The organism is Serratia sp. LTN-2 (genome assembly GCF_059740205.1).
The window spans coordinates 83,053-101,767 of record NZ_JCAXDO010000008.1 but is presented as its reverse complement, the minus strand read 5'-3'; the positions used below and the strand labels follow the sequence as shown (position 1 = coordinate 101,767).

17 protein-coding genes are annotated in these 18,715 nt (G+C 60.6%); 16 read left to right on the top strand and 1 reads right to left on the bottom strand.

Annotation, left to right across the window (positions count from 1 at the left end; all coding sequences use genetic code 11):
- Window positions 1-2: 2 nt before the first annotated feature.
- Both ilvN and cra read left to right on the top strand, forming a co-directional pair.
- Window positions 3-494 carry an acetolactate synthase small subunit gene (gene ilvN, locus AC6BYQ_RS16560; protein ID WP_025159637.1) on the top strand — a complete coding sequence of 164 codons (492 nt, stop codon included), beginning with the start codon at window positions 3-5 and terminating at the stop codon, window positions 492-494.
- 217 nt (window positions 495-711) lie between these two features.
- Window positions 712-1,716 carry a catabolite repressor/activator gene (gene cra, locus AC6BYQ_RS16555; protein WP_004932801.1) on the top strand — a complete coding sequence of 335 codons (1,005 nt, stop codon included), beginning with the start codon at window positions 712-714 and terminating at the stop codon, window positions 1,714-1,716.
- Window positions 1,717-1,756: 40 nt separating this feature from the next.
- Here the strand turns inward: cra and AC6BYQ_RS16550 are convergent, their stop codons facing one another.
- Window positions 1,757-2,197 carry an L-alanine exporter AlaE gene (locus AC6BYQ_RS16550; protein WP_019455064.1) on the bottom strand — a complete coding sequence of 147 codons (441 nt, stop codon included), beginning with the start codon at window positions 2,195-2,197 and terminating at the stop codon, window positions 1,757-1,759.
- Window positions 2,198-3,063: 866 nt separating this feature from the next.
- Here AC6BYQ_RS16550 and mraZ point away from each other — a divergent pair.
- The 14 genes from mraZ to ftsA all read left to right on the top strand — a co-directional run bounded on the left by mraZ (window position 3,064) and on the right by ftsA (window position 18,665).
- Window positions 3,064-3,522: a division/cell wall cluster transcriptional repressor MraZ gene (mraZ, locus tag AC6BYQ_RS16545; protein WP_025159638.1), complete on the top strand. Its 459-nt coding sequence runs from the start codon at window positions 3,064-3,066 to the stop codon at window positions 3,520-3,522.
- Window positions 3,523-3,524: 2 nt separating this feature from the next.
- Window positions 3,525-4,466: a 16S rRNA (cytosine(1402)-N(4))-methyltransferase RsmH gene (gene rsmH / locus AC6BYQ_RS16540; RefSeq protein ID WP_004932794.1), complete on the top strand. Its 942-nt coding sequence runs from the start codon at window positions 3,525-3,527 to the stop codon at window positions 4,464-4,466.
- Window positions 4,463-4,783, top strand: a complete 321-nt coding sequence (gene ftsL, locus AC6BYQ_RS16535) for a cell division protein FtsL (protein ID WP_015376645.1) — start codon at window positions 4,463-4,465, stop codon at window positions 4,781-4,783. Before rsmH ends, ftsL begins: the two co-directional genes overlap by 4 nt.
- A gap of 42 nt (window positions 4,784-4,825) precedes the next feature.
- Entirely contained in the window at window positions 4,826-6,589 is a 1,764-nt protein-coding gene (locus AC6BYQ_RS16530) for a peptidoglycan glycosyltransferase FtsI (protein WP_019455066.1), read from the top strand.
- Window positions 6,576-8,063, top strand: a complete 1,488-nt coding sequence (murE, locus tag AC6BYQ_RS16525) for a UDP-N-acetylmuramoyl-L-alanyl-D-glutamate--2,6-diaminopimelate ligase (RefSeq protein WP_498057230.1) — start codon at window positions 6,576-6,578, stop codon at window positions 8,061-8,063. Before AC6BYQ_RS16530 ends, murE begins: the two co-directional genes overlap by 14 nt.
- The gene (murF, locus tag AC6BYQ_RS16520) at window positions 8,060-9,421 is read left to right on the top strand and encodes a UDP-N-acetylmuramoyl-tripeptide--D-alanyl-D-alanine ligase (RefSeq protein ID WP_498057229.1); all 1,362 of its coding nucleotides are present in this window, start codon (window positions 8,060-8,062) and stop codon (window positions 9,419-9,421) included. The genes murE and murF overlap by 4 nt, the downstream gene beginning before the upstream one ends.
- Entirely contained in the window at window positions 9,415-10,497 is a 1,083-nt protein-coding gene (gene mraY, locus AC6BYQ_RS16515) for a phospho-N-acetylmuramoyl-pentapeptide-transferase (RefSeq protein WP_004932782.1), read from the top strand. Before murF ends, mraY begins: the two co-directional genes overlap by 7 nt.
- A gap of 2 nt (window positions 10,498-10,499) precedes the next feature.
- A complete protein-coding gene (gene murD, locus AC6BYQ_RS16510) occupies window positions 10,500-11,819 on the top strand; it encodes a UDP-N-acetylmuramoyl-L-alanine--D-glutamate ligase (RefSeq protein WP_025159641.1) in 1,320 nt (439 codons plus the stop codon).
- On the top strand, window positions 11,816-13,018 hold the full coding sequence (gene ftsW, locus AC6BYQ_RS16505) for a cell division protein FtsW (protein WP_063918156.1): 1,203 nt from the start codon (window positions 11,816-11,818) through the stop codon (window positions 13,016-13,018). Before murD ends, ftsW begins: the two co-directional genes overlap by 4 nt.
- A 3-nt stretch (window positions 13,019-13,021) precedes the next feature.
- Window positions 13,022-14,086 carry an undecaprenyldiphospho-muramoylpentapeptide beta-N-acetylglucosaminyltransferase gene (gene murG / locus AC6BYQ_RS16500; RefSeq protein WP_025159642.1) on the top strand — a complete coding sequence of 355 codons (1,065 nt, stop codon included), beginning with the start codon at window positions 13,022-13,024 and terminating at the stop codon, window positions 14,084-14,086.
- 84 nt (window positions 14,087-14,170) lie between these two features.
- On the top strand, window positions 14,171-15,646 hold the full coding sequence (murC, locus tag AC6BYQ_RS16495; RefSeq protein ID WP_074055947.1) for a UDP-N-acetylmuramate--L-alanine ligase: 1,476 nt from the start codon (window positions 14,171-14,173) through the stop codon (window positions 15,644-15,646).
- Window positions 15,639-16,559, top strand: coding sequence for a D-alanine--D-alanine ligase (locus tag AC6BYQ_RS16490; RefSeq protein WP_498057228.1), 921 nt, complete (start codon window positions 15,639-15,641; stop codon window positions 16,557-16,559). The genes murC and AC6BYQ_RS16490 overlap by 8 nt, the downstream gene beginning before the upstream one ends.
- Before the next feature lies 1 nt (window position 16,560).
- The gene (gene ftsQ / locus AC6BYQ_RS16485; protein WP_019455074.1) at window positions 16,561-17,412 is read left to right on the top strand and encodes a cell division protein FtsQ; all 852 of its coding nucleotides are present in this window, start codon (window positions 16,561-16,563) and stop codon (window positions 17,410-17,412) included.
- Window positions 17,409-18,665 (top strand): cell division protein FtsA, encoded by a 1,257-nt coding sequence (gene ftsA / locus AC6BYQ_RS16480; RefSeq protein ID WP_004932758.1) that lies wholly within the window; start codon window positions 17,409-17,411, stop codon window positions 18,663-18,665. Before ftsQ ends, ftsA begins: the two co-directional genes overlap by 4 nt.
- The last annotated feature ends 50 nt before the right edge of the window (window positions 18,666-18,715 follow it).

The following is an 18,715-nucleotide window of genomic DNA, read 5'->3' as shown; positions in this document are numbered from 1 at the left end:
TCATGCGCCGTATTTTATCTGTCTTGCTGGAAAACGAATCCGGCGCCTTGTCGCGCGTGGTCGGGCTGTTCTCCCAGCGCGGTTATAACATCGAAAGCCTGACGGTGGCGCCGACCGACGATCCGACGCTGTCGCGCATGACGATCCAGACCGTCGGCGACGAGAAAGTGCTGGAGCAGATCGAAAAGCAATTGCACAAGCTGGTGGACGTGCTGCGCGTCAGCGAACTGGTGCAGGGCGCTCACGTCGAGCGCGAGATCATGCTGGTGAAGCTGCAGGCCAGCGGCTATGGCCGTGAAGAGGTGAAACGCTGCGCCGACATCTTCCGCGGGCAGATCGTCGATGTGACGGCAACGCTATACACGGTGCAATTGGCCGGCACCAGCGACAAGCTGGACGCCTTCCTGAGTGCGGTGCGTGACGTGGCGGAAATCGTGGAAGTGGCGCGCTCCGGCGTGGTCGGCGTGTCGCGCGGCGACAAAATCATGCGCTGAGCGCGGTCTGCTGGCGAATAATCGGGGCGCGGCGTGGCTGCGCCCTTTGTTTTTCGGTATTTTTTGCCCGATTGCTGGCACCTTTCGGCAAAAGCGGTTGCTAGGCAGTGTTTTCTGCTGTTAGATCGCAGAGGCTGGATTGAATAACCGCACGGGATGTCATGGTTAATCCGAGCACAGCCTTCACTTCTATTTTCAGCGTCATTAAGGGGTTAATGTGAAACTGGATGAAATCGCGCGTCTCGCGGGCGTTTCGCGCACGACGGCCAGTTACGTCATCAACGGCAAGGCGAAGCAGTATCGTGTCAGCGATAAAACCGTCGAGAAAGTGATGGCCGTGGTCAGGGAGCATAACTATCACCCGAATGCCGTCGCGGCGGGGCTGCGCGCCGGGCGTACCCGTTCTATCGGTCTGGTGATCCCGGATCTGGAAAATACCAGCTATACCCGCATCGCCAACTACCTGGAGCGTCAGGCGCGCCAGCGCGGCTACCAATTGCTGATCGCCTGTTCCGAAGATCAGCCGGACAACGAAATGCGCTGCATTGAACACCTACTGCAGCGCCAGGTGGACGCCATCATCGTTTCCACCGCGTTGCCGCCGGAGCACCCTTTCTACCAACGCTGGGCCAACGATCCGCTGCCGATCATCGCGCTGGACCGCGCGTTGGATCGCGAGCATTTCATCAGCGTCGTGGGCGCCGATCAGGAAGACGCCTTTGCGCTGGCGCAAGAGCTGCGCACCTTCCCGGCGGAATCGGTGCTGTATCTGGGCGCCTTGCCGGAGCTATCGGTCAGCTTCCTGCGCGAGCAGGGCTTCCGCCAGGCCTGGCAAGAGGACCCCCGCCACGTCGATTACCTGTACGCCAACAGCTACGAGCGTGAAGCCGCCGGAGCGCTGTTTGCCGAATGGCTGAAAACTCACCCGATGCCGCAGGCGTTGTTCACCACCTCGTTCTCTTTGCTGCAGGGCGTGATGGACGTGACGTTGAAGCAACGCGGCCGTTTGCCGACCGATCTGGCGATCGCCACCTTCGGCGATCATGAACTGTTGGATTTCCTCGAGTGCCCGGTGCTTGCGGTGGCGCAGCGCCATCGCGACGTGGCCGAGCGCGTGCTGGAGCTGGTGCTGGCCAGCCTGGACGAACCGCGTAAACCTAAACCGGGGCTGACGCGCATTCGTCGCAATCTGTTCCGCCGCGGCAGCCTGAGCCGCAAATAGTTCGCCGTCGAGCAGGGGTCCGCATGACCGGGCTCCTGTCTTAGACGTAACCCGTCACCCGAAACAGCCGCCGGCAATACTCCAGGAAGTAGCCATACACCACACCCATCGCCATGGAGACCAGCGCATTGCTGGTTACTGCCGCCAGCATTTGCTGGCCGTCGGCACCGACGCTCCACAGAATGGCGGCATAAACCGGCGACTGAAAGCTGACATAGGCCAGCAAATCGGCGAGATTGCGCAGCAGGAACTGGCCGCGCGGGCTGCGGCGCGCCGTGCGAATAAACAGATCGCGATAGCGGCCGTAAGGCCAGGCGATCAGGATGTTGACCGGGATCGACAGCAGGCGGGAAGAGAGGGATTGCTGGAAGCTCATGCCGGAGATCAACACCTCGATCGCCATGCCGGCGATAAAGCAGTACACCACCAACGCGAACGTATCGGCGGCGGCACTGCGCCAGTGGGCGGCGGGCGAAAGCATGAGTGGCTCCTTTTATTGGTTAAGATACTGTTAAATTGTTATTTTTTGGTTGTTAATTCTTGGTTTTTGATTTTTTAGTAGTTTACTAATCTGCATTGTGTTTTTTAACTAGTTTTATATTTTTATTTTTAACATTTGTTCGGTTTTTGTCCCGCAGAACCGGGTGGCAGGATGGGGCGGAGAGATTAAAATCGGTGTTTTTGAATAAATTCATTAAAAACATAGTGTTGTGGTTTTTTTTGGCCAGGTAGGGATTTTTTCCGGAAAAAATTGTGGAAATAAAGGTGTAAGAAAATGAAACCATAATTGTAAACAGGTATTTTGGGAATAATCTTACCAAATTGATTTAAATAGAAATTGCTTCTGCTCGTAATATCCGAGCCATTTATTTTTGTCGCGGCCTCATCATTGGTGCGTGAATTGAAGTAAAATAGCGCGCGGTTTGACGGTGAATAACGATTGAGCGTTATTAACTCAAGGAGTTATGGCCTTATTCCGCGAACGGTTCGCCAAACGCCGAGCCTTGGCGGGCGCGGCTCGCCAGCGGTTACAGCCCTGAGATTGCCGAGCTGAAAAATGAGACATGGCTTGCAGAAGGAAGTAATGAGTTAATTAATCGCCAGTTCGCCAGGTTTTTAATCAGATTCTTTCCGCTTAGAAAATTCTCTCCGTTTATCATGGTGTTAATTTTTAATCGTCGAATAATCAGAGTTTCTTTCGCGAGTCAGCTCCCAAAATGACCAGAGAAATATTGCCAAAGCGCTGCCGCTCTGGCTTGACAAGGTTTTCATACCCTCCGTAAACTCCATTGTGTGGGAATTTGTGGGGTAAAGTGGTGAAAACGGTCACTAAGGGGTAGCTCAGGAATGTTCCGTGGAGCGACGATGGTCAACCTCGACAGCAAAGGGCGGCTCGCCGTACCTACCCGATATCGGGAATTGCTCAACGAGGAATCGCAAGGCCAAATGGTCTGTACCATTGACCTCCATCAGCCCTGCCTGCTGCTTTATCCTTTGCCCGAATGGGAAATTATTGAACAAAAATTATCACGTCTGTCGAGCATGAATCCCGCCGAGCGCCGCGTTCAGCGCCTGCTGCTGGGGCATGCCAGTGAGTGTCAGATGGATAGTGCCGGTCGTTTGCTGCTCGCCAATACGCTGCGGCAACACGCCGGGCTCACGAAAGAAGTGATGCTGGTCGGTCAGTTCAACAAGTTTGAACTGTGGGATGAACAGACCTGGTATCAACAAGTCAAGGATGATATTGACGCTGAACAGTCGACTCAGGAACCGTTGTCTGAGCGGCTACAGGACTTGTCGCTATAAGCATGTTGGAAAACTATAAACACACCACCGTCCTGCTGGACGAAGCCGTCAACGGCCTCAATATCCGCAGCAACGGCATATATATCGACGGTACTTTTGGTCGCGGTGGCCATTCTCGTCTGATTCTGTCCCAGCTGGGGCCGGAAGGGCGCTTGCTGGCGATTGACCGTGACCCTCAGGCGATTGCAGCCGCCAAATCTATTGAAGATCCTCGTTTTACCATCGTACACGGCCCATTCTCCGAGTTGTCGCACTATGTGCGGGAACGCGAACTGGTGGGCAAGATCGACGGCGTTCTGCTCGATCTGGGCGTTTCCTCGCCGCAGCTTGACGACGCAGAGCGCGGGTTCTCCTTTATGCGCGACGGTCCGTTGGACATGCGCATGGATCCGTCCACCGGCCTGTCTGCCGCAGAATGGCTGATGAAGGCTGAAGCGGACGACATCGCCTGGGTGCTGAAAACCTTTGGCGAAGAGCGTTTCGCCAAGCGCATCGCGCGCGCCATCGTGGAAAGAAACCGCGTGGAGCCGATGACGCGCACTAAAGAGCTGGCGGATCTGATCGCCGATGCCAGTCCGTTCCGGGAAAAGCATAAGCACCCGGCGACGCGCAGCTTCCAGGCGATCCGCATCTATATCAACAGCGAGCTGGAAGAGATCGAGCGTGCGCTCGACGGCGCGCTGGAAGTACTGGCCCCACAGGGCCGTTTGTCGATCATCAGCTTCCACTCGCTGGAAGACCGCATCGTCAAACGCTTTATGCGTCACCATAGCCGCGGCGCTCAGGTGCCGGCCGGCATTCCGTTGACCGAAGAACAGCTGCGCGGCATGGGCGGCCGGACGCTGAAAGCGCTGGGCAAAATGATGCCGTCGGAAGCGGAAGTGGCGGACAACCCGCGTGCGCGCAGCTCGGTGCTGCGTATTGCTGAGAGGATGCCCGCGTGATCGGCAACGAACGTCACGGTCTGGTTGGGGTCATTGGCGGCGATCTGCTGCGCAACGCCAAGATCCCTCTGATTTTACTGATTGCGTCACTGGTCTCCGCGATTTTCGTGGTGACCACCGCGCACCGCACCCGCCTGCTGACCGCCGAGCGCGAGCAGCTGGTATTGGAGCGCGATGCGTTGGACATCGAGTGGCGCAACCTGATTTTAGAAGAGAACGCCCTCGGCGATCACAGCCGGGTTGAACGTATCGCGACAGAAAAACTGCAGATGCAACATGTTGATCCATCGCAGGAAAATATCATCGTTAAACAATGAATGGTTTAACCGGAATAATGACACGGAGTAGAAAGGAAACGCATGAAAGCAGCGCGCCCCGGTAAGATGAGACGCCAGGAAGATCAGGCCAGCTTTGTCAGCTGGCGTTTTGCGTTGCTGTGCGGCTGTATTTTGCTGGCGATGGTCGGTCTGATGCTGCGCGTCGCTTACCTGCAGGTCATCAATCCCGATCGCTTGGTGAAAGAAGGCGACATGCGTTCGCTGCGCGTGCAGGAAGTGCCGACCGCGCGCGGCATGATCAGCGATCGCGCCGGCCGCCCGTTGGCGGTCAGCGTGCCGGTCAATGCGGTGTGGGCCGATCCGAAAGAGCTGAACGAGCGCGGCGGCATCACGCTGGACAGCCGTTGGAAAGCGCTTTCCGATGCGCTGAACATCCCGCTGGACCAACTCTCCAACCGTATCAACGCCAACCCGAAAGGGCGCTTCGTTTATCTGGCTCGCCAGGTTAACCCGGCGATCGGCGACTACATCCACAAACTCAAGCTGCCGGGCATCTACCTGCGGCAGGAATCGCGCCGTTACTACCCGGCGGGGCAGGTGACGTCGCACATCATCGGCGTGACCAACATCGACGGACAAGGCATTGAAGGCGTCGAGAAGAGCTTCGACCGCTGGCTGACCGGGCAACCGGGCGAGAGAACGGTGCGCAAGGACCGCTTCGGCCGCGTGATCGAAGATATCTCCTCCGTCGACAGCCAGGCGGCGCACAACCTGGTGCTGAGCGTCGATGAGCGCCTGCAGGCGCTGGTGTATCGCGAGCTGAACAATGCCGTGGCGTTCAACAAGGCCGAATCGGGCACCGCAGTGCTGATCGATGTGAACACCGGCGAAGTGCTGGCGATGGCCAACAGCCCGTCTTACAACCCGAACAACATGGCCGGTACGCCGAAAGAGACCATGCGTAACCGCGCTATCACCGATATTTTTGAACCCGGTTCAACCGTGAAGCCGATGGTGGTGATGACCGCGCTGCAAAACGGCGTGGTGCGAGAAAACAGCGTGCTGAACACCATCCCGTACCGCATTCAGGGCCACGAAATCAAAGACGTGGCGCGGTACTCGGAGCTGTCATTGACCGGGATCTTGCAGAAGTCGAGTAACGTCGGTGTTTCAAAGCTGGCGTTAGCGATGCCGTCCTCAGCGTTAGTAGATACTTACTCTCGCTTTGGGCTGGGAAAAGCGACCAATTTGGGGCTGGTCGGAGAAAGCAGTGGCATATACCCAAAAAAACAACGGTGGTCTGACATAGAGAGGGCCACCTTCTCTTTCGGCTACGGGCTGATGGTAACTCCGTTACAGTTGGCGCGAGTCTATGCAACGATCGGCAGCCTGGGCGTGTATCGCCCATTGTCGATCACCAAGGTTGACCCTCCGGTCGCCGGCGAACGCGTTTTCCCTGAACCTCTGGTGCGCACCGTGGTGCACATGATGGAAAGCGTGGCCTTGCCGGGCGGCGGCGGCGTGAAAGCCGCCATCAAGGGATACCGTATCGCCATCAAGACCGGTACCGCGAAAAAAGTGGGCCCGGACGGCAAATACGTCAACCGATACATCGCTTATACCGCCGGCGTCGCGCCGGCAAGTAACCCCCGTTTTGCCCTGGTGGTCGTCATCAACGACCCGCAGGGTGGGAAGTACTATGGTGGCGCAATCTCCGCGCCGGTGTTCGGCGCGATCATGGGCGGCGTATTGCGCACCATGAACGTCGAGCCTGACGCGTTGCCTACCGGTGACAAAAGCGAATTAGTGATTAACAAGAAAGAGGGTTCAGGTGGCAGATCGTAATTTGCGCGACTTACTCGCCCCGTGGGTGCCGACGGCACCCGGGCGCGCGCTGCGGGAAATGACATTAGACAGCCGTGTGGCGGCTGCCGGGGATCTGTTTGTCGCCGTTGTCGGCCATCAAACGGATGGGCGCCGCTATATTCCGCAGGCCATCGCGCAGGGCGTCGCCGCTGTGATCGCCGAGGCTGACGGTCAGGCCGAAGACGGCGCCATCGTTGAGATGCATGGCGTGCCGGTGATCTACCTGAGCCAATTGAACCAGCGTCTTTCCGCGCTGGCCGGGCGTTTTTACCACCAGCCGGGCGAGCGCTTGCGCCTGGTCGGCGTGACCGGCACCAACGGCAAAACCACCACCACGCAGCTGCTGGCGCAGTGGAGCCAACTGCTGGGCGAAACCAGCGCGGTGATGGGCACCGTCGGCAACGGCCTGCTGGGCCAGGTGTGTCCGACCGAGAATACCACCGGTTCTGCGGTGGATGTTCAACACGTATTAAACGATTTGGCTGAACAGGGCGCGACCTTCGCCGCCATGGAAGTTTCTTCCCACGGTTTGGTGCAACACCGGGTGGCGGCGCTGCCGTTCGCTGCGGCGGTCTTCACCAATCTGAGCCGCGATCACCTGGATTACCACGGTGATATGGCCAATTACGAAGCGGCCAAATGGTCGCTGTTCGCCGCCCACAACGTGGGGCAGGCGATCATCAACGCCGACGATGAAGTCGGTCAGCGCTGGCTGGGCAAATTGCCGGATGCGGTAGCGGTGACGATGCAGGACAACCTGCTGCCGGGCTGCCACGGCCGCTGGCTGAAAACCACGGCGGTCGACTATCACGACAACGGCGCCACTATTCGTTTCAGCTCCAGCTGGGGCGACGGCGAGATTGAAAGCCGCCTGATGGGCGCTTTCAACGTCAGCAACCTGCTGTTGGCGCTGGCGACGTTGCTGTCGCTGGGCTATCCGCTGGCGGCGCTGGTGGAAGCCGGCAACCGTCTGCAGCCGGTCTGCGGCCGCATGGAAGTGTTCAACGCGCCGGGCAAACCGACGGTAGTGGTGGATTACGCCCACACGCCGGATGCGCTGGAGAAAGCGTTGGAAGCCGCGCGCCTGCACTGCCAGGGGCAATTGTGGTGCGTCTTCGGTTGCGGCGGCGATCGCGACAAGGGCAAGCGCCCGCTGATGGGCGGCATCGCCGAGCAGTTCGCGGATCGCGTGGTGATCACCGATGACAACCCGCGCACCGAAGAGCCGCGCGCGATCATCAACGACATCCTGACCGGATTGCTGGACGCCGGGCAGGCGTTGGTGATCCACGGCCGCGCCGAAGCGGTGACCAGCGCCATCATGCAGGCGCAGGAGCAGGATGTGGTGTTGGTGGCGGGCAAAGGCCACGAAGATTATCAGCTGGTGGGCAACCGCCGCCTGGATTACTCCGACCGCACGACGGTCGCCCGACTGCTGGGGGTGCTGGCATGATCCCTGTCTCTCTTCAGACACTGGCTGAGGTATTGAGCGCTGAACTGATTGGCGCCGATTGCCAAATTGTCGAGGTGACGACAGACACCCGCAAGGTGACCGCCGGTTGCCTGTTTGTGGCGCTGAAAGGCGAGCGTTTCGACGCTCACGACTTCGCGGCGGATGCCGTAGCCGCAGGCGCCGGAGCGCTGCTGGTCAGTAAGCGCTTATCAGTGGACGCGCCGCAGCTGGTGGTGCAAGACACCCGTCTGGCGCTGGGGCAGCTTGGCGCCTGGGTGCGTCAGCAGGTGCCGGCGCGCGTGGTAGCGCTGACCGGTTCCTCGGGCAAGACGTCGGTGAAAGAAATGACCGCCGCCATTCTGCGTGAATGCGGCGAAGTGCTGCATACCGCCGGCAACTTCAATAACGATATCGGCGTGCCGCTGACGCTGTTGCGTCTGGAGCCGCAGCATGATTTTGCCGTGATAGAGCTGGGCGCTAACCACATTGGCGAAATTGCTTACACCACCGCATTGACGCGTCCGCAGACCGCTTTGGTGAACAACCTGGCGGCTGCGCACCTGGAAGGCTTCGGCTCGCTGGCCGGCGTCGCCCAGGCGAAAGGTGAAATCTTTACCGGCCTGCCGGCCGACGGCGTGGCGATCATCAACGCCGATAACAATGACTGGCCGCACTGGCAGAGCATGCTGGGCGGCAAAACCGTCTGGCGCTTCTCACCGCAGGCCGCCGAAGGCGTGGACTTCTTCGCGGACGAGGTGCGGGTGAACGGCGCAGGCACGCAGTTCACGCTGCACAGCCCGTTCGGCAGCGCCGAGATCGCACTGCCGCTGCCGGGGCGCCACAACGTGGCCAACGCGTTGGCGGCCACGGCGCTGGCGATGTCGGTAGGCGCCACCCTGGAAGCGGTGCGTCAGGGGTTAAAACAATTGCAGGCGGTGCCGGGACGTTTGTTCCCGGTGGCGCTGGCCGAAGGCAAGCTGCTGCTGGACGACAGCTATAACGCCAACGTCGGGTCGATGACCGCGGCGGCGCAGGTGCTGGCGGAAATGCCGGGCTACCGCGTGATGGTGGTCGGCGATATGGCCGAGCTGGGCGCAGAAGCGGAAGAGTGCCACCGTCAGGTGGGTGAAGCCGCCCGTCTGGCCGGGGTCGACAAAGTCATCAGCGTCGGCGGTTTGAGCCGCGTACTGAGCGAAGCCTCCGGCAACGGCGAACATTATCAGGACAAGACAGCAGTGATCGCGCGCGTGGCGGAATTACTGTCGGAACATGCGGTCATCACCGTGTTAATCAAAGGTTCACGTAGTGCCGCAATGGAGCAGGTAGTACGCGCGTTACAGGAGAAAGCACCATGTTAGTTTGGCTGGCCGAGCATTTGGTCAAATATTACTCAGGCTTCAACGTCTTTTCTTACCTGACGTTCCGAGCCATTGTCAGCCTGCTGACCGCGCTGTTCCTGTCGCTGTGGATGGGCCCGCGGGTGATCAAGCGTCTGCAAGAAATGTCCTTCGGCCAGGTGGTGCGCAACGACGGCCCCGAGTCGCACTTCAGCAAGCGCGGCACGCCGACCATGGGCGGCATCATGATCCTGACCTCCATCACCATTTCGGTGCTGATGTGGGCTTACCCGTCCAACCCCTATGTCTGGTGCGTACTGTTCGTGCTGGTGGGTTACGGCATCGTCGGTTTCGTCGACGACTACCGCAAGGTGGTACGTAAGGACACCAAGGGGCTGATCGCCCGTTGGAAGTATTTCTGGCAGTCGGTGATTGCGCTGATCGTCGCATTCGCCATGTACGCCGTAGGAAAAGACACGCCAGCCACCGAGCTGGTTGTGCCGTTCTTTAAGGACGTGATGCCGCAGCTGGGCCTGCTGTACATCCTGCTGGCCTATTTCGTCATCGTCGGCACCAGCAACGCGGTCAACCTGACCGACGGTCTGGACGGCCTGGCGATCATGCCGACGGTATTTGTGGCGGCCGGTTTCGCGCTGGTGGCTTGGGCGACCGGCAACATGAACTTCGCCAACTACCTGCATATCCCGTATCTGCGTCATGCCGGTGAATTGGTGATCGTGTGTACCGCCATCGTCGGCGCCGGCCTCGGGTTCCTGTGGTTCAACACTTACCCGGCCCAGGTGTTTATGGGCGACGTCGGTTCGCTGGCGCTGGGCGGCGCGCTGGGCACCATTGCGGTGCTGCTGCGCCAGGAGTTCTTGTTGGTGATCATGGGCGGCGTGTTCGTGGTAGAGACGCTGTCGGTGATCCTGCAGGTGGGATCGTTCAAGCTGCGCGGGCAACGCATTTTCCGCATGGCGCCGATTCACCACCACTATGAATTGAAAGGCTGGCCGGAACCGCGCGTGATCGTGCGCTTCTGGATCATTTCGCTGATGCTGGTGCTGATTGGCCTGGCAACGCTGAAGGTGCGTTAATCATGGCAGACTATCAGGGTAGAAAAGTCGTCATCATCGGGTTGGGCCTCACCGGCCTGTCCTGTGTCGATTTCTTCATGGCGCGCGGCGTGACGCCGCGCGTGATGGATACCCGTATCGCGCCGCCAGGGTTGGACAAACTGCCTGAAAGCGTGGAGCGCCATCTGGGCGATCTGAATCAGGACTGGCTGCTGGCGGCGGATCTGATCGTCGCCAGCCCGGGCGTCGCGTTGGCGACTCCGGCATTGAGCGCTGCGGCAGATGCCGGCGTGGAGATCGTCGGCGACGTCGAGCTGTTCTGCCGTGAGGCGCAGGCGCCGATCGTGGCGATCACCGGCTCGAACGGCAAAAGCACCGTCACCACCCTGGTGGGCGAGATGGCGAAGGCCGCCGGTTGGGCGGTAGGCGTGGGCGGCAATATCGGCCTGCCGGCGCTGAGCCTGTTGCGCCAGGAATGCCAGCTGTATGTGCTGGAGCTGTCCAGCTTCCAGCTGGAAACGACGTATAGCCTGCGGGCGGCGGCGGCGACCATTCTGAACGTGACCGAAGACCATATGGATCGCTATCCGTTCGGCCTGCAGCAGTACCGCGGCGCCAAGCTGCGCGTTTATGAAAACGCCGCAGTGTGCGTGGTGAACGCGGACGACGCGCTGACCATGCCGGTGCGCGGCGCCGACGAGCGCTGCGTGAGCTTCGGCGCGGATGTGGGCGACTATCACCTGAACCGTCAGCAGGGGGAAACCTGGCTGCGGGTGCGCGGTGAGAAGGTGTTGAATACGCGCGAGATGAAGCTGACCGGCCGCCACAATTACACCAACGCTCTGGCGGCGCTGGCGCTGGCGGATGCGGTCAACATTCCGCGCGCGTCCAGCCTGAAGGCGCTGACCACCTTCACCGGCCTGGCGCACCGCTTCCAGCTGGCCTGGGAGCACAACGGCGTGCGTTGGATCAACGATTCCAAAGCCACCAACGTCGGCAGCACCGAAGCGGCGCTGAACGGCCTGCAGGTGGACGGTACGCTGCATCTGCTGCTGGGTGGCGACGGCAAGTCCGCCGATTTCTCGCCGCTGGCGCGTTATCTGCAGGGCGACAACGTGCGTCTGTACTGCTTTGGCCGCGACGGCGCCCAGCTGGCGCAGCTGCGGCCGGAAGTGGCGACGCTGACCGAGACTATGGAGCAGGCGATGCGCGCCATCGCCGGCCACGTACAGCCCGGCGATATGGTGTTGCTGTCGCCGGCCTGCGCCAGCCTCGATCAGTTCCGTAATTTTGAAGTGCGCGGCGACGAGTTCGCCCGCCTGGCGCAGGAGCTTGGCGGATGAAACTACGCTTGCCGAACTTCGGGCTGACTGAACGGCTGAAAGACTGGGTGACTGGCGCGCGCGACAACGACGCGGTCAACATGGTGCTGTACGACCGCACCCTGCTGTGGCTGACCTTCGGGTTGGCGATCATCGGCTTCGTGATGGTGACCTCGGCGTCGATGCCGATCGGCCAACGCCTGGCGGACGATCCGTTCCTGTTCGCCAAACGTGATGCGCTGTATCTCGGCCTGGCGTTCGGCCTGTCGCTGGTGACGCTGCGCGTCCCGATGGAAGTTTGGCAGCGCTACAGCAACATTATGTTGCTGATGTCGATAGTGATGCTGCTGATCGTACTGGTGGTGGGGAGCTCGGTGAACGGGGCATCGCGCTGGATTGCGCTCGGTCCGTTGCGTATTCAGCCGGCGGAGCTGTCCAAGCTGTCGCTGTTCTGCTACCTGGCAAGCTACCTGGTGCGCAAGGTGGAAGAGGTGCGCAGCAACTTCTGGGGCTTCTGTAAGCCGATGGGCGTGATGGTGGTGTTGGCGGTGCTGCTGCTGGCGCAACCGGATCTCGGCACCGTGGTGGTGCTGTTCATCACCACGCTGGCGATGCTGTTCCTGGCCGGCGCGAAAATGTGGCAGTTCCTGGCGATCATCGGTTCCGGCGTGTTCGCCGTGGTGCTGCTGATCATCGCGGAACCGTACCGTATGCGCCGCGTGACCTCGTTCTGGAACCCGTGGGCCGACCCGTTCGGCAGCGGCTACCAGCTGACCCAGTCGCTGATGGCGTTTGGCCGCGGCGAGTTCTGGGGACAGGGGCTCGGCAACTCGGTGCAGAAACTGGAGTATTTGCCGGAAGCGCACACCGACTTCATCTTCTCCATTTTGGGGGAAGAACTGGGCTATATCGGTGTGGTTTTAGCCCTGTTAATGGTATTCTTCGTCGCTTTTCGCGCGATGTCCATCGGGCGCCGCGCGTTGGAGATCGACCAGCGCTTCTCCGGCTTCCTGGCCTGTGCGATCGGCGTATGGTTCAGCTTCCAGGCGCTGGTTAACGTCGGCGCCGCCGCGGGTATGCTGCCGACCAAAGGTCTGACGCTGCCGCTGATCAGTTACGGCGGTTCGAGCCTGCTGATTATGTCGACGGCCATCGTGCTGTTGCTGCGAATTGATTATGAAACGCGCCTGACCAAGGCTCAGGCGTTTGTGAAGAGGTAAGGGATGAGCGGGAAACCTAAGCGTTTAATGGTGATGGCAGGCGGTACCGGCGGGCACGTGTTCCCGGGGCTGGCGGTCGCGCATCATCTGATGGCGCAGGGCTGGCAGGTGCGCTGGCTCGGAACCGCAGACCGAATGGAAGCCGATCTGGTGCCGAAGCACGGGATCGAGATTGATTTTATCCGCATCTCCGGCCTGCGCGGCAAAGGCCTGAAGGCCCAGCTGACCGCGCCATTGCGCATCTGGCAGGCGGTGCGCCAGGCGAAAGCCATCATGCGCAGCTATCAGCCGGATGTGGTGCTGGGGATGGGCGGTTACGTTTCCGGCCCCGGCGGCCTGGCGGCCTGGCAGTGTGGTATCCCGGTGGTATTGCACGAGCAGAACGGCATTGCCGGCCTGACCAACCGCTGGTTGGCGCGCATCGCCGCCAAAGTGATGCAGGCCTTCCCCGGCGCGTTCCCGAACGCCGAGGTGGTGGGCAACCCGGTGCGTACCGACGTGCTGGCGCTGCCGTTGCCGGCGGAGCGGTTGCAAGGGCGCGAAGGCCCGATCCGCGTGCTGGTCATTGGCGGAAGTCAGGGCGCGCGCGTGCTGAATCAGACAGTTCCTGAAGTCGCGGCGCGTTTGGGCGATAGAATTACGCTCTGGCATCAGGTGGGCAAGGGCGCGCTGGAAACGGTGCAGCGTGACTACGAAAGGGTAGGGCAGACGCAGCACAAGGTGACCGAGTTCATCGACGATATGGCCGCCGCCTATGCCTGGGCCGACGTGGTGGTCTGCCGCTCCGGCGCGTTGACCGTCAGCGAAATCGCGGCGGCGGGGCTGCCGGCGATCTTCGTGCCGTTCATGCATAAAGATCGTCAGCAGTACTGGAACGCGCGTCCGCTGGAACAAGCCGGCGCGGCGAAGATTATCGAACAGCCGCAGTTCAACGCCGATGTGGTGGCCGAACTGCTGGCGAGCTGGGATCGCAAGACGCTGCTGGCCATGGCCGAGAAAGCGCGCGCGGTCGCCATTCCTGACGCCACCGAGCGCGTGGCGGCGGAGCTGGTGCGGCTTGCCAAGTAACGAGTGCAGGGGTTCGGTGCGCCGAACCTGAATAAAAGCAATGTGATGTAGGGCCGGGATACCGGGTCCGGATTAGAGAGAGTGATGAATACACAACAACTGGCGAAACTACGTACTATCGTGCCCGAGATGCGTCGCGTCCGGCACATTCACTTTGTCGGCATCGGTGGCGCCGGCATGGGTGGTATCGCCGAAGTGTTGGCAAACGAAGGGTATCAGATTAGCGGCTCCGACCTGGCGCCGAATCCGGTGACCCAACAGCTGAGCGCGCTCGGGGCGACGATTTACTTCAATCACCGCCCGGAAAACGTGCTGGATGCGAGCGTGGTGGTGGTTTCTACCGCCATCTCTGCCGACAACCCGGAGATCGTCGCCGCTCGTGAAGCGCGCATCCCGGTGATCCGCCGCGCTGAAATGCTGGCGGAGCTGATGCGTTTTCGTCACGGCATCGCTATTGCCGGCACGCATGGCAAAACCACCACCACGGCGATGGTCTCGAGCATTTATGCCGAAGCTCGCCTGGACCCGACCTTCGTCAACGGCGGGCTGGTGAAGGCGGCGGGCACCCACGCGCGACTGGGGTCCAGCCGTTATCTGATCGCGGAAGCGGATGAGAGCGATGCGTCGTTCCTGCATCTGCAGCCGATGGTGGCCGTGGTCACCAACATCGAAGCCGACCACATGGACACCTACCAGGGCGACTTCGAGAACCTGAAACAGACGTTTATCAATTTCTTGCACAACCTGCCGTTCTACGGCCGCGCGGTGATGTGCATCGACGATCCGGTAGTGCGTGAGCTGTTGCCGCGCGTGGGTCGCCATATCACCACCTACGGCTTCAGTGAAGATGCCGATGTGCGCATCGAAGACTACCGGCAGATTGGGCCGCAGGGGCACTTTACCCTGAGCCGTCAGGACAAGCCGTTGCTGACGGTAACGCTGAACGCGCCGGGCCGCCACAATGCGTTGAACGCGGCGGCGGCGGTGGCGGTAGCGACCGAAGAAGGCATCGACGACGAAGATATTCTGCGCGCGCTGGCGGGGTTCCAGGGCACCGGGCGCCGCTTCGACTTCCTCGGCGAGTTCCCGCTGGAGCCGGTCAACGGCAAAGCGGGCAGCGCGATGCTGGTAGACGATTACGGCCACCATCCGACCGAAGTGGACGCCACGTTGAAAGCGGCGCGCGCCGGTTGGCCGGACAAGCGTCTGGTGATGATCTTCCAGCCGCACCGCTATACGCGTACCCGCGACCTGTATGACGATTTCGCCAACGTGCTGTCGCAGGTGGATGTGCTGCTGATGCTCGACGTGTACGCCGCCGGCGAAGCGCCGATCCCTGGCGCGGACAGCCGTTCGCTGTGCCGCACCATCCGCAGCCGTGGCAAGCTGGATCCGATTCTGGTTTCCGATGCCGACACCGTGCCGGAAACGCTGGCGCAGCTGCTGCAGGATGACGATTTGGTGCTGGTGCAAGGCGCCGGCAACGTGGGCAAAATCGCCCGTAAACTGGCTGAGCTGAAGCTGCAGCCGCCGAAGAAAGAGGAGGAGCACCATGGCTGATAAAGTTGCAGTTCTGCTGGGCGGCACCTCCGCTGAGCGTGACGTTTCCCTGCAATCCGGCGCCGCCGTGCTGGCCGGGTTGCGCGAAGCCGGTATCGATGCGCACGGCGTCGATACCCGCGATTTCCCGGTGACCCAGCTGAAAGAGCAGGGATTCACCAAAGTGTTTATCGCGTTGCACGGCCGCGGCGGCGAGGACGGCACCCTGCAAGGGCTGCTGGAGTTCCTCGAGCTGCCTTATACCGGCAGCGGCGTAATGGCCTCGGCGCTGACCATGGACAAATGGCGCACCAAGATGGTGTGGCAGTCGATGGGCTTACCGGTGGCGCCTTACGTGGCGTTGAATCGCCAGCAGTACCTCGGCGCCGATAAAGCGGCGCTGCTGGCGCGCGTGGCGGATCTCGGCCTGCCGCTGATCGTCAAGCCGAGCCGCGAAGGCTCGAGCGTCGGCATGAGCAAGGTCACCGAGAGCGCCGCGTTGGAAGCCGCGTTGGAAGAGGCCTTCCGCCATGACGACGACGTGCTGGTGGAGAAGTGGCTGAGCGGCCCGGAATACACCGTAGCGATTCTGGGCGACCAGGTGCTGCCGTCGATCCGCATCCAGCCGGCCGGCGTGTTTTACGACTACCAGGCCAAGTATATTTCGGACGACACGCAGTACTTCTGCCCGAGCGGTTTGAGCGCCGAGCAGGAAGCCGAGATGGCAGCGTTGGCGCTGCGCGCTTACCGCGGTCTGGACTGCAGCGGCTGGGGCCGCGTCGACGTGATGCAAGACAGCGATGGCCGCTTCTATCTGCTTGAGGTGAACACCTCTCCGGGCATGACCAGTCATAGCCTGGTGCCGATGGCGGCGCGCCAGTTTGGATTAAGCTTCTCGCAGTTGGTGGCGAGAATTTTGGAGTTGGCCGACTGATATGTCGCAAGCTGCCCTGAATGCGCGCGATCGCGAGGTGGATAACGGCCCGCGCCGCAGCAATGGAACCCAGTTGGCGGGGATGATTTTCCTGCTGATGGTGTTGGGAACGGTCGTGTGGAGCGGTTGGGCGGTGCTTGGCTGGATGAAAGACGCCAGTCGCCTGCCGCTCTCAAGGCTGGTGGTGACCGGTGAACGCCATTACACCACCAACGATGATATTCGTCAGGCGATCCTGGCGCTGGGCGCGCCCGGCACCTTCATGACGCAGGATGTGGACGTTATCCAGCAGCAGATCGAACGTCTGCCGTGGATCAAGCAGGCCAGCGTGCGCAAACAATGGCCGGATGAGCTGAAGATCCATCTGGTGGAGTACGTCCCGGTGGCGCGCTGGAACGATTTGCACATGGTGGACGCCGAAGGCAAAGCGTTCAGCGTGCCGGCGGAGCGGGCAGGCAAACAGAAGTTGCCGCTGCTCTACGGGCCGGAAGGGAGCGAGCAGGATGTGCTGGACGGCTATCGGGCGATGAGCGCCACGTTGGCGGCCAGCAAATATACGCTGAAAATGGCGGCGATGACCGCGCGCCATTCCTGGCAGCTGGCGCTGGACAACGATGTCCGGCTTGAGCTGGGGCGCGATGACCGCAACGGGCGTTTGCAGCGGTTTATCGAGCTTTACCCGGTATTGCAGCAGCAGGGCCAGGCGGAGAGCAAGCGTGTCAGCTATGTCGATCTGCGCTACGAGTCCGGCGCTTCGGTAGGGTGGGCTCCGGTGTTGGTCGATCCGCAGGCGCTTGGCGGTCAGCAAAACAGTAATCAGCAACAGAATCAGGCACAGGCAAAACAACAATGATCAAGTCGACGGACAGAAAACTGGTAGTTGGACTGGAGATCGGTACTGCAAAAGTCTCCGCGTTGGTAGGGGAAGTTCTGCCCGATGGCATGGTCAACATTATCGGGGTGGGCAGCTGCCCGTCTCGCGGCATGGATAAGGGCGGCGTAAACGACCTGGAGTCGGTGGTGAAGTGCGTGCAGCGCGCCATCGATCAGGCCGAGCTGATGGCGGACTGCCAGATCTCTTCGGTGTACCTGGCGTTGTCGGGCAAACACATCAGCTGCCAGAACGAAATCGGCATGGTGCCTATTTCGGAAGAGGAAGTGACGCAGGACGACGTGGAGAACGTGGTGCACACCGCCAAATCGGTGCGCGTGCGCGACGAACACCGTATCCTGCACGTGATTCCTCAGGAATACGCCATCGATTATCAGGAAGGCATCAAAAACCCGGTTGGGCTGTCCGGCGTGCGCATGCAGGCCAAGGTGCATCTGATTACCTGCCATAACGATATGGCGAAGAACATCGTCAAGGCCGTGGAACGTTGCGGCCTGAAAGTTGACCAACTTATTTTTGCCGGTCTGGCCGCGAGTTACGCGGTGCTGACCGAAGATGAACGCGAACTCGGCGTTTGCGTGGTGGATATCGGCGGCGGCACCATGGATATGGCGGTGTACACCGGCGGTGCGCTGCGCCACACCAAAGTGATCCCTTACGCCGGGAACGTGGTCACCAGCGATATCGCTTACGCCTTCGGCACGCCGCCGACCGACGCGGAAGCGATTAAAGTTCGACACGGCTGTGCGCTTGGGTCGATTGTTAGCAAGGATGAGAATGTAGAGGTGCCTAGCGTCGGGGGACGTCCTCCGCGCAGTCTGCAAAGACAGACGCTGGCTGAAGTCATTGAGCCACGCTACACCGAACTGTTGAATCTGGTTAACGATGAAATTTTGCAATTGCAGGAGCAACTGCGTCAGCAAGGGGTGAAGCATCATCTGGCGGCAGGTATCGTGCTGACCGGTGGTGCCGCCCAGATTGATGGCCTGGCAGCCTGTGCGCAACGGGTGTTCCACACTCAGGTACGCATCGGCCAACCCTTGAACATCACGGGTCTGACGGATTATGCGCAGGAGCCTTACTACTCAACGGCGGTAGGTCTGCTGCACTATGGAAAAGAGTCTCACCTGAGCGGTGAGACAGAAGTAGAAAAACGCGCCTCGGTGGGCAATTGGTTTAAACGCATCAATAGCTGGCTGAGAAAAGAGTTTTAATGTTTCAACAAAGAGATCATGCTGAGTAATCTTTTTATGATCTCGCAGCG

What these genes read in the sequence shown, in the direction of transcription:
- ilvN (WP_025159637.1), top strand. Translation starts at nt 3, where the DNA reads ATGCGCCGTATTTTATCTGTCTTGCTGGAAAACGAATCCGGCGCCTTG.
- AC6BYQ_RS16550 (WP_019455064.1), bottom strand. Translation starts at nt 2,197, where the DNA reads ATGCTTTCGCCCGCCGCCCACTGGCGCAGTGCCGCCGCCGATACGTTC.
- mraZ (WP_025159638.1), top strand. Translation starts at nt 3,064, where the DNA reads ATGTTCCGTGGAGCGACGATGGTCAACCTCGACAGCAAAGGGCGGCTC.
- rsmH (WP_004932794.1), top strand. Translation starts at nt 3,525, where the DNA reads ATGTTGGAAAACTATAAACACACCACCGTCCTGCTGGACGAAGCCGTC.
- AC6BYQ_RS16530 (WP_019455066.1), top strand. Translation starts at nt 4,826, where the DNA reads ATGAAAGCAGCGCGCCCCGGTAAGATGAGACGCCAGGAAGATCAGGCC.
- murF (WP_498057229.1), top strand. Translation starts at nt 8,060, where the DNA reads ATGATCCCTGTCTCTCTTCAGACACTGGCTGAGGTATTGAGCGCTGAA.
- mraY (WP_004932782.1), top strand. Translation starts at nt 9,415, where the DNA reads ATGTTAGTTTGGCTGGCCGAGCATTTGGTCAAATATTACTCAGGCTTC.
- murD (WP_025159641.1), top strand. Translation starts at nt 10,500, where the DNA reads ATGGCAGACTATCAGGGTAGAAAAGTCGTCATCATCGGGTTGGGCCTC.
- ftsW (WP_063918156.1), top strand. Translation starts at nt 11,816, where the DNA reads ATGAAACTACGCTTGCCGAACTTCGGGCTGACTGAACGGCTGAAAGAC.
- murG (WP_025159642.1), top strand. Translation starts at nt 13,022, where the DNA reads ATGAGCGGGAAACCTAAGCGTTTAATGGTGATGGCAGGCGGTACCGGC.
- murC (WP_074055947.1), top strand. Translation starts at nt 14,171, where the DNA reads ATGAATACACAACAACTGGCGAAACTACGTACTATCGTGCCCGAGATG.
- AC6BYQ_RS16490 (WP_498057228.1), top strand. Translation starts at nt 15,639, where the DNA reads ATGGCTGATAAAGTTGCAGTTCTGCTGGGCGGCACCTCCGCTGAGCGT.
- ftsQ (WP_019455074.1), top strand. Translation starts at nt 16,561, where the DNA reads ATGTCGCAAGCTGCCCTGAATGCGCGCGATCGCGAGGTGGATAACGGC.
- ftsA (WP_004932758.1), top strand. Translation starts at nt 17,409, where the DNA reads ATGATCAAGTCGACGGACAGAAAACTGGTAGTTGGACTGGAGATCGGT.